Below are 11,715 nucleotides of genomic sequence, written 5' to 3' on the forward strand. Positions count from 1 at the left end.
AGCATTTAGAGCATTGGCAAAGACTGAAGGCAAGACGCATTCTAATAAAACAAAGGGCGTTCTTTATTAATTCATTTACTCATAACGAGTTCCTTAGACGCGAGTTATCTAATTTCTAATAAAGCTAAATAACTAATTCTTGAATTATTCAGGATAGCAATAGATGTCTCCCTCACCGGGAATGTTTGAATGGTATACAACCGCATTCACACCTACGATATTTGTTTCTTCCCTTAAACATCGATATCCAGAATAAGTATAATAGAAGTTACTTTCAGGTGGGGTCCCTTGGATAATATAAATGTTTTTTTCTGTATCTACTGTTATGGGAACACTTTTCCACGTTTTGGTGTGTATCACGATGGTGCTATCGGCTAGAGCTGCAGTATTAAAGCCAATGAGTAAGGTAGCTATTATTAATTTTTTCATTTACCTCTCCCTTTATTGAGTATCTCTCTCAATTATAGAATAGATAATTAACACTATTTTTAAATAATAGTCAGATTCCCTGGCGTTAATGCCCTTGGCCTTTGTATACTTATGTAAGACACTACTTAAAGGTAAATAAAATAAAGTACACATCCTCTTTATTTTAATGTATTGTCATTTGATAAAACATTTACGTGGTAACAAACAATGACTATTTATTTTTTGTTTGGTAAAACCGGTTCTGGGAAAAGTTATATAGGGCAGCTACTCGAAAAATTAAACATCCTCCATATTGATGGTGATAAGCACATTACCCCAAGAATGCAAGATTGCTTAATTGAAAATGACCAAATGACCCCAGACATGATTGATGAATTTGTTCATGTTTTGATAGATGTGATTAAAACACAAAAAGAAAAAACCCCAGCTCAGAGTTTTGCTATTTCACAGGCAATGTATCTCGATAAACACCGACTTAAGTTATTAAATGCCATACCTGATCTTAAGTTTATAATGATTGATATTGATCCAACGCTTCGAGAAAGTTTTATTACTAGCCGATATCAAGATAAAAAAAGTAAAGTAAGTTTGCAATATGCCAATGAAATGGATAAATTTTTTGAGCGGCCCTCGCATGAAATCATATTATTTGAAAATTTTCCTAAGGCAGACGAAATTCTTATAAAACAAATACATGAAAAAATGCCAGCCCTTTTTAATATAAAAGAAAAAGAAGAATTAACCGTATATAGGCAACTAGAACTTAGCTAAATAAACTTATTAGGTTTTTTCTTAGATTGAAGCCGCTGTAGCGGCTTCTGCAATGCAAAATATAGGGTATTCTGACCTTAGAATTATAATTGGCTAGGGTGTGGTTAGGAGTCTTAACACATCGGGTTTATCAGTAAGTGCTGAGTGTTTTCGCTTATGTGAAAAAAATCCTGGACTACTTTTTTGTTCCGACGCCACCAGTTGCATAGGATTCTCTAGCTCCTCTAAATCAAGATCAATTAATTTACAAGTGCCATCGGTAAATAGATGATACTCAATCTCATGTGCTAAAAAGTCTATTGAAACCCTAGATTTTTTATGTTGGTTTTTAATCAGAGGAGCAAGATATGTATGATAAATATCTTGAAAAGTAATTATGAAGCCAATCTTATTTTTATAGGGGCGAATAACACGTCCTAGCATTTGCTCTATATCTTGTTCTGCTGCTTTTTGAGAAGGTTTCCGTGCAATAATTTCCCAAGCTAAATCACGGCAATCAAATCCAAAGCGAAGTTTTCTCACGGCAAGCAAAACGCCAGGGGAACTGTCTGCAACAAATTCTCTTACCTCTTCAGATGATTGCTGATTATTACTATGAATGGCATATGCTCTAATGCCCGCTTTGCTTAGCTCTAGTTGTGCCTGCTCACAAAGCTTAATGGATTCTAAATAAATAATTCCTTTACTTTCAGCCAGCGTAAGGGCATTTTCGTCTTCACCTCCTGGGTGATATTGATTTTGCAAAATTAAAGGAAGACACTTAATTAAATTCTGCACATTTTCTTTTGAATAGGAGACATTTAAAGGACAGGCAATAATTGAAGCATGATAGGGTCCATTTAAAGCATCCGTTAGACTGAAAGAATATAATGTATTTTGAATGATGTCATCTGCAGGAGGAGTGGCACTGCTTGCGATGGTTAATGGCCCACCTGGGGGAAGAATATCCACCAATTGTTTCACTGAAAGCGAATATTCATGGTATTCATCTAATAAAATTAAGCTGGACTCCATTACTACGGATAAATCTTCCTTCAATAACTTGTTAAAACTGTCTTCACAACAAATGACGATGGATTTTTGCTTTTTAAATAAATTATTTTTTCTAACCAAAGACACACTAAGGCTTTGGGTATGACTCGAAATAGTCACAATATCACTTGGGGAAATTGCCAGGGGATCATTTTGTTTATGAAGCAACTCATTGTATTCCCTCATGTCTTTGTACAACTGCCTAACTAAATCAATTTGAGGAGTGACAATAAAAATCCTTTGGTTTTTAGTGGAGGCATGATAGGCCATAAGTGCAAGCGTTAATTGGATAATACTTTTCCCACTTCCGGTAGCCAAAGTCAAACGGGCTGGATATATATCAACTTGAGGCACTGCTTTTATAGCTTGAGCCTGATAATCACGTAGCATGCTTTTCTCGAAGTCATACTCATTAATTAGCTTATAAAAATTTAATTTAAAATCATCATTAGTTGCCAAAGCATTCAGAAATGACGAAGATGTTCTTTCTTCTACAGCATTTGCCAAAGAATGAAAGCCTAATAAGTCTGTATCCTCTAAGAACTTATCAAGAGCAGCATGCTGCTTATAGTTGTCATTAATAATCTGGTTTAATTTTTTAACGGTACAATTTAAGATCTGGGCAAGTTCTTTTGGAATAGAATCTAACTGGTCATGCTCTGCAAATAGTTCAGCCTTTTTACCGCTCATTGCAAAAAAATTACGGTTTTTCTTAGAGCGTAGTAGGCCAATATCCTCCAACGGCATTATGCTATACCCGGGGATATTTATCTTTTCAAATAAATAATGGAGGAAAATTTGAAAATAATAATCCTCACCCCATTTGTCTGCTTGTAGTGCATGTGGGAAGAGGACGATTAATTGTTCTTCATCTTGAAGTAGCTCGCGAATCAGCTTCATGTTCACCATGAAAAATTTTGAGCCTAATTCACCTGGTTTTTTCCTACGGCCATTCATAGTAGCAACGCTTAAACTAGCATTTTGGCCAAGCTGCTCTTTTAGGTATCCAAAAACATCATCCCAGGACGAAATAGGTGAAATGTCGCTTTTTAATGATATTTTTTCGATATTATCATCCAGCATGATGAATTCATCTAGCGCAAAATGAAAGGCAAATAAGAATGCGGCGATCCGTCTTGCGGTAATGCTGTTAAGCTGTGTATAGAGCCCATTATAATTGCTATCGATCATGTCGATTACTAGTATGTCGTGATGCTCTGATAAATGAGGGATAATTTCATCAAGCTCTTCCTCGGTACAAATTAGGGCGCATCGCCCTTGGGAAGGCAGCGGAACCAATGCATTAGCTTTTCGACCTGCGCAGATGAATGTAGAGATTTGACGTGGATCTCTATTCGCATCGAGTGATATTAAACGTGCAACAAAAGTAATACCTAGAATATTTTGGCTATAAATATCGGAGCCAGGAGTAATATTGTTATGAATCGGAATAAATTGAATTTCTTGACGCTCTGCAGCATTCCTTCTAAAAAAGAAAGGTGCTCTTGGCAGTTGAGGATGAGGGATTCCAGTAATATATTTCGAGTGAATGCCTCCTCGTACTTCATTATGTAAGCTAATTGCTGGCTCTGGGTTCACACTCAAAGTCGTAGTCGTAGTCGTAGTCGTAGTGCTATCATCAGGGGTTTGCACTATCTCGTCTTGAACCGCAGTACCTAACTCCATGCCTTCAATGATAGGCTCCCTTAAATTCAAATATTGAGCTGCAATATGCTCACTAATGGAACTCTTAATGTATTCCTGAGGATTAAGATATATTAGGTATATTTTGTGCTGTAAGTAAGGAGATAATTTATGATACAAGTCTTGCCTTGTTAGTATTTCAGGTATTGAAGAAAAAAATACACTTGCGTGAGCGCTACCTATTCCAAAGGCTAAAGCCTCTAATAGGATCAGCTCTTTTCCATGCTCGCTTACATCTAATTTTCCTAATTCGTAATAAAAATCACGATAAGCTTTGTAATATTCATGGTATTGTGTTTTAACTTGTGGCAAAGCCGTTTTGTACTCTGATGCTTCTTTAAGTTTTTGTGGGTAATCAGAGCTTGGGTGAAGGTATGAGCGCGCCATGCGGCTTCCATAGTACATGGCTGTTTTTTTTATTTCATCTACATACCGCTCTCCAGAAGAAGAGTTATGCGCATAGGATGCTTTTTGATAAGCCAAGCTATAGATATAGATGTATTTTTCGGCTTCCTGTAGTGGTAAACTTTTAAAACGACTATCCGATTCAATGTCTGCAGGAATTTTTGTCCATTTCCCTATATTATCGGCTTTGCCAGCTCTTTTACCCATTAGTTCCCCGTATCGTTTACACATCAATTCGAGAGATTCTGGAGTTTTTTTCTTTCCCATAGTGAAATGCCTGCTTTTTGAACAAAAAGGGCATTATAGGGTCTTATGCTTTAATTAACAAGCATAGTGATTTCTTTTAAAGTGCTGTGTAAATTGCTGTAGCTCCTCAGGTAGTAAATCCTTATTGTGTTCATAAAACTCTTTATGATGAGCAAAAAAAGCAGCCACATTACTTTTAAGGCTAGGAGGCGTTTTGGTTAATCCCTGCTTACTGGCAAAATAGTGACGGGCTTCCAAATCATTGCCGCCCTTAATAGCTCCAGAATCATCTAATAAAATAATGGTTTTAATATTAGGAAAAATTGCTTTTAATGCAGCACGGTTAATTTGCTTCATTTGCCTAATCTCGCATTCACTTAGAGTAATCGTTTCTATCTTAGAAAGTGAATTGCTCAAATTATTCAATTCTTCTAAAGGTATTTGATTAAGAGAGTTGCCGCTCAAATCAAGAGAATGTACACCGTCTGGTAAGGCTGCAAAGGCTTGCGCTAACTCAACACCGCTTTTTTTTCCAAGAGAATTGCCACTCAAATTAAGAGAATGCACGCTGGCTGGTAGGGCAGCAAAAGCTTGTGCCAATTCAGCAGCACTTTTGTTACCAAAGTAATTGCTGCTCAAATCAAGAGAATGCACGCCATCTGGTAAGGCTGCAAAGACTTGCGCTAACTCAGCACCGCTTTTTTTGCCAAGGGAATTGCCACTCAAATTAAGAGAATTTATGCTGGCTGGTAGGGCAGCAAAGGCTTGTGCCAATTCAGCACCGCTTTTGTTACCAAGGTAATTGCCAATCAAATCAAGAGAGTGCACTCCATCTGGTAAGGCTGCAAAGGCTTGCGCTAACTCAGCACCGCTTTTTCTGTCCAGGGAATTGCCGCTCAAATTAAGAGAATGCACGCTGGTTGGTAGGGCAGTAAAGGCTTGTGCCAATTCAGCAGCGCTTTTGTTGCCAAGATAATTGCCGGTCAAATCAAGAGAATGCACGCCATCTGATAAGGCTGCAAAGACTTGCGCTAACTCAGCACCGCTTTTTTTATTAAGGGTATTAAAACTCAAGTTAAGAGAATGCACGCTGGTTGATAGGGCAGCAAAGGCTTGTGCTAATTCCGCAGCGCTTTTGTTGCCAAGGTAATTGCCGGTCAAATCAAGAGAAAGCACTCCATCTGGTAAGGCTGCAAAGGCTTGCGCTAACTCAGCACCGCTTTTTTTGTCAAGGGCATTGAAACTCAAATGCAGAGCATACACGCTGCCTGGTAGAGCTTTAAATGCTTGCGCTAATTCAGCACCGCTTTTGTTGCCAAGGAAGTTGTTCTTCAAATCCAGAGAATGCACGCTGGCAGGTAAGGCTGCAAAGGCTTGTGCTAATTCAGCACTGCTTTTGTTGCCAAAGGAATTGTAACTCAAATCAAGAAAATTCACGCCATCGGGTAGGGTTGCAAAGGCTTGCATTAACTCAAGGCCGCTTTTAAAGTGAAGGCCATGAAGTGTATATCGGTACTGCATTAAATGCTCCTAAGCTAATCATCAACGCTTGATGAATTGTCATTTGGATTAAAAATAAAGCAAATCAGTGCGCTCTTAGGGCTAATTTAGACAGTAGAAATTTATGTTAGCAAATCATAGATTTGCAGGTCTTGCATTAGTCGAGTTTTGGACTGATTTGCCTAAATGTTAGCAACATTGCTTTAAATAGAGAAAGCGCTCCTTTGGAAATTAATTGATTCTTAAATGGAAATTTTGATGAGGCATTAATTTAAAATCAGCGGTTTGGGAGCGGATACAGGTAGTGGGGCTTAGGTTTGAAGGATGTAGTAAAACATGTTACAAATTTGCTACCTCTACTTTTTTGGCTCTACCCCAACGAAGGGGGCACTTTAATTAAATTAGTCTAGACTAAGTCCTTGATTTAGCGATCAAAGGAAATTAAAGTGCCGAAATATAATCTTATCCTAAACTTACCTGGATTTACTATAGTAAAAGTGAGTGGTTATCAACCCTTACTCTTAGATGTTCGCTATAGTCGTTTAGCGCGTTGTGGTCATTGTCAAAGTAAACAAGTTCTAGAGCGGTTACCTGGAAAAGAACGAGTAAAAGTAGTGTGTATGGATTTAAGTAGCACGTATCGTTCGATAGTAAAAAAGTACTTCCCTAAGGCCCTGATTGTGGCGGATAGATTTCATGTAATTCGTTTAATTCAACATCAATGCATGATGACTTATCGAGAACTATCCAGTGAGATAAAAAGCAATAGGGGTATCTTGGCTCTGCTTAGAACCCGACCAGATAACTTAAGTGCAGAAAAGAAAGTTAAACGAGACGCGTTTTTAATTCAGAACCCCGCGATTGATGCCATCTATCAATTTCAGCAACAGCTTCATGCTCTATTAATGAAACGAGCATTAACTCAGCGTGCTTGTCGCCAAGTGATACCTACCTTCTTGGGCATGCTTGATGAATTAAAACAAAGTGGATTTAAGGCATTAGTTTCATTAGGAAGGACCTTAACCTCTTGGAAAGATGAGGTGGCTAGAATGTGGCGGTTTAGCAAATCTAATGGAATAACAGAAGGGTTTCATCGAAAGATGAAATTGATTCAAAGAAGGGCTTATGGGTTTCGAAATTTTGAAAATTATAGGGTACGTGTTAAGGTGCTCTGCGGGTGATTAAGGTGCCCCCGTAATTGGGAAAGACCCCGATTATATGGCGCGCTCGGAGGGACTCGAACCCCCGACACCTTGGTTCGAAGCCAAGTACTCTATCCAGCTGAGCTACGAGCGCATTGGGGTGTGAATTCTGATGTTGAATGTTCTTGGTCGGTTGATTGGTTTGATGACCAAGAATGGTGGGCCGTATAGGATTCGAACCTATGACACAGAGGTTAAAAGCCTCCTGCTCTACCAACTGAGCTAACGGCCCTTTAGGGCAAAACTTTTAAAACTACTACACTCTACTACAAAAACTGGTGGGCCGTATAGGATTCGAACCTATGACACAGAGGTTAAAAGCCTCCTGCTCTACCAACTGAGCTAACGGCCCTAAAGAGGCTGAAATAATACCGTATTGACGCAGAATTTCAAGTGTTTTTTGTGATCTTTGTCATTTTTTTTGTAATTTTATCGTTCAAGGGCTCATTTATTTTGTCATGTAGAGTATTGTTGGTACTAAACTAGATAAGTTGGTTTATTTTTGTATATCAATGATATTGCTAATTTATATTTTAGTTTAGCGGATGACTTACTGAAAGTAGGGGCTTGTTATACTAATTAATTGCCTTAATCATCCTGTTTGTATTAAGGCAATTGATTTTATTGCGGCTGGGGCTATCTGAGGAGGTTGACGTTACCTATATAACGTTAGAACTACTCGGCCTAAAGAAGCTTTGCCTAGATCCTGGCCTCAAGTTGGCTTGCTCTGCATAGCGCTTCGAGCATGCTCGCTAGTTCCTGCAGGCTTAATATCTGTGCCAGTTCAAGCACCGGGCTGGAGTGATAAGGTCTTCTAATTGTTGCCTGTAATGTATGGGGGTGCTTCGGATTTCCCAATTAGTGAATTGATAAAATTTGGAGTAGCGCAGGTTCCTCCAGTACAGCGTTGTTTGGCTAATAGGACCATCAACAGATTAAATTGCGTGCGTCTATCTTGCGCAAATTTAAGTCATGTTATTTATTTGTCAATTGGATTCTAGATGGGCATCTTCCCAGGCTTTTAGCATTTAGATGCATTTTCAGGGCAGTAAAGGCTATGCGGGGGCCACTTTTTTTGATGTTATTTTATCGCTAATAGCGGCTGGCTAAAATTTAATAAATTTTCAGTTGCTAGAAGGATGAGGTTTTCTTGTTGTAGCTTGCTCTTGAATGCTGGGGCTTCACTTCGAGAGGTTAGGATCAATATAACATCCGCCCCTAAAGCGCCACAGCCTTTTATTGCCAGCACTTCGGGATAGCTTTTTAATTGATTAATCAATTGCAGGCTATGCTCTGCTACCAAGCCTAATTCAGCCAATTTTATATGATAGTGGTTGATGCATGTTACCAACTGTTGGGAGTCGTGCTGTTCAAATGCATTTTTAGCAGTATCAACAAGATTTGATAGATAATCAATTTGGCTGGGTAAAGCGGTATCTTGTAAATGATGGTGTGTTGCCAGTTTTACCCCTGTATGAATGAGGAAAAAAGACAAATCCTGAAAAGGCCAGTCATAGCACAGAATCGCTTTGTTCTGTTTATTAATATAGACGCATCCTTGTTGGGACTGAGCAATCACATCATAGCCACTTGGCCTTAGGCCTTTACCTGTCCATGCGGATTGGTAGTATGCTTCGAGCATGTTGTTCATATCTGCTGGTTTTTCTTGAAGCATGCAACTGGCCATATAGCTTGCCAGAAATTGCGCACTGGAAGCGCCTAAGCCGCCACAGCCCTCGTAAGGGTCATGCCAGGATAAGCCAGTTTTTAAATCTTTTTGTTGGGACCACCACAAGCCTGCTGGCGATTGCGGATGAATCCCGACTAAATTAGGTTCGGCACTATGCGATAGCTCAAAGCATGGGGTAGTCGTTAACACAATTGCGGATGCTTCGGCTACCGCAGCGTATTCACCTAATAAAAAAGTCTTAGCAGGGATTAGCCACTTCATACAGCAATCGGCGTTTGTCTGATTTCTGCGAGCAAGTCATGCGCATTGTTGAGGCTAATACGCTTATGCATATGCAGCCAGTTTTGCAGGCGCTCTTTTAGCTCAGGCATTTCATTCTCATTAGCTCCTGCTGCTAAGAGAAGATTATCAATGTGTAGTTTCATATGGCCTTGGATAATGCCTTCGGTACATAAGGCTTTTATGGCGCCTAAATTTTGTACTAAGCCCACAGCGGCAATCACCTGAGAGAGCTCATTGGCTGAGCTGATATTCATCATGCGTAAACACATTTTTGCTGTAGGATGAAGTGCTGTAACACCGCCAATTGTGCCTACAACAATAGGTGCAGTTAATTGCCCAGTAAGCACGCCATTCTCATAACGCCAGCGCGTAATTGCCTGGTACTGGCCTTCTCGAGCAGCATAAGCATGTACCCCAGCTTCCACAGCGCGCCAGTCATTTCCCGTAGCAATTAGAACTGGATCAATACCATTCATCACACCTTTATTGTGAGTGGCGGCACGATAGGGATCCATCTCGGCAAACAGCGAGGCTTCTTGTAATTTTTGTCCAAGAACAGGATCAATAGTATTGATTGTTACTTGTGCTGTAGTTAGTTTTTGATCGTTAAGATTGGACAAAATGCACATGGTGACTTCTTCACCAGTTAATTCTTCAATAGGAGTTTTTAAATACTCTAAAACTTGGTTGATGATATTGGCTCCCATGGCATCACAACTATTCATCATCAAATGAATTACCGCCATGTCTTTACCATCTGCTCTTTGTAGATGACGTAAACTTAAATCGACAACGCCACCACCTCGTTTTACCATATTGGCCGCTACATCTTTATTGGCTTTTTCAATAAGGTATTGGCGGTTTTCCGCAAAAATGCGCGAGAATTTTTGAAAATCCTGGACTTGGGCTAATTGGATTTGCCCAAGAATACATTCCCCATGAACCCATGCTTTGATTTCACCACATTGCCTAATCCATTTAGCTGATTTGGATAAAGCGGCAATAATAGAGGTTTCCTCAACAGCCATAGGAATAACATAATCTAGGCCATTGATATTAAAATTAGTCGCTACGCCTAAAGGAAGTTGGAAATAGCCAATAACATTCTCGATTAATTTATCTGCCAGGTTTAAATCCTTTATCCCGCCATTTTTAAGAAAACTAATGTCTTCAGGAGTAATTGCCCCTAAAGCAAGTAATCTTTTAAAGCGTTCTTCCCGGGAAAGTTTTGAAAAGCCAGAAAATAATTCGTCAGTATTGGGCGCTAAAGGCATGCTTTCTCCTCTGTTTAGCCGGCGTTACGCAGTTTAATAAGGCAGCGTTTGCGTGAGTCAAATTGACTTTTATTGCCTTGCATACCTGATGTTTGTTTTGAAAAAATGAAGTGAATTGTATCATAAAATAGCAATACAAACTACCTGAAACAGGACGTTAACACAGGATTTTTTCAAGAAGAGTCAGCCAATGCAATGGTAATTGCTCCCATTTTAAAGCCTAAGACCCTAGATAAGCAGTAATATTTTTAATTTTTGCCGATTAATTTGCCTTTCTGACTAGTATTTTTGTTTCTTTTGGTTTATTTTATGCGCAACTTGTGAAATTAATATGATTGAGGTGACTAATGGGAAGAAATGCTCAAAAGAAATCAGCCGCATTTACTAAAGTGGTAGAAAGTAGAGAAAGCCTTGTAGATAAAATAAATAAGTGTGAATCTTTAACACGCCTTGAACAGCTGAAAAGCGAATATAGAAGTCAACCTAAATATTCTCTTTCAAGTAAGGCTTGTAAAGGTATATCTCTGGAGAAGCTGCAAACTCTTACAAATTTAGATGCTCGGATTAAAAAAGCATTCGCGGATCAAGAAAAGGCACTAACACCGGTGGTGATTAAACCTGAAGACGATTCATCTTCTAGTTTAGCGAACGAGGATTTGGCTGAAAATAATATTGTAGAACCAGAATTTATAATTAATGAATTGGTTCTCGATGAACCTAGAGAAGCGGTATTTGAGCCTCCTGTATTGGGATTAGAGCAAACACAAAGAAAAAAAGAAATTGCACGTATTGAAGATGAGCTGCTCAATGTTTATAAAAAATGTCGAAGAATGTCTACACAGGGACCTGCCTATAAGGATGTAACTGAGGCTACATATCGGATTCACGAGGCAATTACAGCCTTAGCTGAAAAATATGTTGAAGATGGCGATTTAGAACATTTCAAAGGTCAAACTAAAGCATTGCTTGATGAAAATACTGAGGACATGAAAATAATAAATAAGCATCGCGGTTGGGCAAAAAACTTTTTTGGTAACCTTGGAGCGTTTATTCTTGGACTCGGTGTAGGATATATTGCAGTCTGCGCGTATAGAGGTACTTTATTTGAATTTAATACGGCTACTGCAAATGCTGTTGGCGCAGTGGATGAAAAAGTTTCTAGCTTAAAAGTACGCTAATC

At 39.0% G+C, this 11,715-nt stretch carries 7 protein-coding genes, 3 tRNA genes and 1 pseudogene; 3 read left to right on the top strand and 8 right to left on the bottom strand.

Annotated features, from left to right (window positions below; all coding sequences use genetic code 11):
• Positions 1 to 144: 144 nt before the first annotated feature.
• On the bottom strand, positions 145 to 429 hold the full coding sequence (locus BN3124_RS10135) for a hypothetical protein (protein ID WP_058534689.1): 285 nt from the start codon (positions 427 to 429) through the stop codon (positions 145 to 147).
• Between the two features lie 207 nt (positions 430 to 636).
• On the opposite strand from BN3124_RS10135, the gene BN3124_RS10140 reads away from it, so the two are divergent.
• On the top strand, positions 637 to 1,200 hold the full coding sequence (locus BN3124_RS10140) for a hypothetical protein (RefSeq protein WP_058534690.1): 564 nt from the start codon (positions 637 to 639) through the stop codon (positions 1,198 to 1,200).
• 93 nt (positions 1,201 to 1,293) lie between these two features.
• Here BN3124_RS10140 and BN3124_RS10145 read toward each other — a convergent pair whose 3' ends face one another.
• Both BN3124_RS10145 and BN3124_RS10150 read right to left on the bottom strand, forming a co-directional pair.
• Positions 1,294 to 4,608 carry a DEAD/DEAH box helicase gene (locus BN3124_RS10145; protein WP_078061540.1) on the bottom strand — a complete coding sequence of 1,105 codons (3,315 nt, stop codon included), beginning with the start codon at positions 4,606 to 4,608 and terminating at the stop codon, positions 1,294 to 1,296.
• A gap of 54 nt (positions 4,609 to 4,662) precedes the next feature.
• On the bottom strand, positions 4,663 to 6,108 hold the full coding sequence (locus BN3124_RS10150; RefSeq protein WP_058534692.1) for a leucine-rich repeat domain-containing protein: 1,446 nt from the start codon (positions 6,106 to 6,108) through the stop codon (positions 4,663 to 4,665).
• A 548-nt stretch (positions 6,109 to 6,656) separates the two neighbouring features.
• On the opposite strand from BN3124_RS10150, the pseudogene BN3124_RS10155 reads away from it, so the two are divergent.
• Positions 6,657 to 7,268 (top strand): annotated as a pseudogene (locus BN3124_RS10155) (transposase); the annotation flags it as partial.
• Positions 7,269 to 7,306: 38 nt separating this feature from the next.
• Here BN3124_RS10155 and BN3124_RS10160 read toward each other — a convergent pair.
• From BN3124_RS10160 to BN3124_RS10180, 5 genes are all read right to left on the bottom strand, one after another.
• Positions 7,307 to 7,383, bottom strand: a tRNA-Arg gene (locus tag BN3124_RS10160).
• Positions 7,384 to 7,445: 62 nt separating this feature from the next.
• Positions 7,446 to 7,521, bottom strand: a tRNA-Lys gene (locus BN3124_RS10165).
• 44 nt (positions 7,522 to 7,565) lie between these two features.
• Positions 7,566 to 7,641, bottom strand: a tRNA-Lys gene (locus BN3124_RS10170).
• Positions 7,642 to 8,370: 729 nt separating this feature from the next.
• A complete protein-coding gene (locus tag BN3124_RS10175) occupies positions 8,371 to 9,240 on the bottom strand; it encodes a mevalonate kinase family protein (RefSeq protein WP_058534694.1) in 870 nt (289 codons plus the stop codon).
• On the bottom strand, positions 9,237 to 10,535 hold the full coding sequence (locus BN3124_RS10180) for a hydroxymethylglutaryl-CoA reductase, degradative (protein WP_058534695.1): 1,299 nt from the start codon (positions 10,533 to 10,535) through the stop codon (positions 9,237 to 9,239). The genes BN3124_RS10175 and BN3124_RS10180 overlap by 4 nt, the downstream gene beginning before the upstream one ends.
• Positions 10,536 to 10,882: 347 nt before the next feature.
• On the opposite strand from BN3124_RS10180, the gene BN3124_RS10185 reads away from it, so the two are divergent.
• Positions 10,883 to 11,713, top strand: a complete 831-nt coding sequence (locus BN3124_RS10185) for a hypothetical protein (protein ID WP_058534696.1) — start codon at positions 10,883 to 10,885, stop codon at positions 11,711 to 11,713.
• Positions 11,714 to 11,715: the final 2 nt, after the last annotated feature.

It is taken from the genome of Legionella saoudiensis (assembly GCF_001465875.1).
Lineage (GTDB): Bacteria > Pseudomonadota > Gammaproteobacteria > Legionellales > Legionellaceae > Legionella > Legionella saoudiensis.

What these genes read in the sequence shown, in the direction of transcription:
- BN3124_RS10185 (WP_058534696.1), top strand. Translation starts at nt 10,883, where the DNA reads ATGGGAAGAAATGCTCAAAAGAAATCAGCCGCATTTACTAAAGTGGTA.
- BN3124_RS10145 (WP_078061540.1), bottom strand. Translation starts at nt 4,608, where the DNA reads ATGGGAAAGAAAAAAACTCCAGAATCTCTCGAATTGATGTGTAAACGA.
- BN3124_RS10140 (WP_058534690.1), top strand. Translation starts at nt 637, where the DNA reads ATGACTATTTATTTTTTGTTTGGTAAAACCGGTTCTGGGAAAAGTTAT.
- BN3124_RS10180 (WP_058534695.1), bottom strand. Translation starts at nt 10,535, where the DNA reads ATGCCTTTAGCGCCCAATACTGACGAATTATTTTCTGGCTTTTCAAAA.
- BN3124_RS10135 (WP_058534689.1), bottom strand. Translation starts at nt 429, where the DNA reads ATGAAAAAATTAATAATAGCTACCTTACTCATTGGCTTTAATACTGCA.
- BN3124_RS10150 (WP_058534692.1), bottom strand. Translation starts at nt 6,108, where the DNA reads ATGCAGTACCGATATACACTTCATGGCCTTCACTTTAAAAGCGGCCTT.
- BN3124_RS10175 (WP_058534694.1), bottom strand. Translation starts at nt 9,240, where the DNA reads ATGAAGTGGCTAATCCCTGCTAAGACTTTTTTATTAGGTGAATACGCT.